Raw genomic sequence first — 547 nt, 5'->3', positions numbered from 1 at the left:
TTGGAAAAAGCCAATGTCAAACCAGAGCAGGTAGACGAAGTGATTATGGGGAATGTCCTAGGCGCAGGTTTAGGTCAAAACGTAGCTCGTCAAATGAGCGTTCATGCAGGACTCCCTGAATTTACACCAGCCTTTGCCATCAATAAGGTTTGTGGTTCCGGTTTGAAGGCCGTGCAGTTGGCTGCTCAAGCGATTCGATGTGGCGATGCAGATATTATCGTAGCTGGTGGTGCAGAAAACATGAGTCAGGCTCCATACGTTTTGCCAAGTTTCCGTTGGGGTGGTCGTATGGGAGATTCGAAAGTGGTAGATACCATGATTAAGGATGGTTTGTCTGATGCCTTTAACGAATACCATATGGGAATTACAGCCGAGAATGTGGCTGAAGAATATGGCATCAGTCGAGAAGAGCAAGATGCTCTTGCTTTAGAGTCACAAAAACGAGCAGTTGCAGCTATAGAATCTGGCCGCTTTAAAGAAGAGATTATTCCAGTTGTCATTCCTCAACGCAAAGGCGATCCTATCGTTTTTGATACAGATGAATATC

1 protein-coding gene is annotated in these 547 nt (G+C 45.3%); it reads left to right on the top strand.

The annotated features are described in order from the left end of the window. Positions 1–547: thiolase family protein (locus GMD1S_RS08875; protein WP_000641900.1), on the top strand; the 547-nt coding region annotated here is incomplete at both ends.

It is taken from the genome of Streptococcus sp. GMD1S, from assembly GCF_000296875.1.
Classification (GTDB): domain Bacteria; phylum Bacillota; class Bacilli; order Lactobacillales; family Streptococcaceae; genus Streptococcus.
The sequence above is the reverse complement of the archived record's forward strand: the minus strand, read 5'-3'. Positions and strand labels throughout refer to the sequence as shown.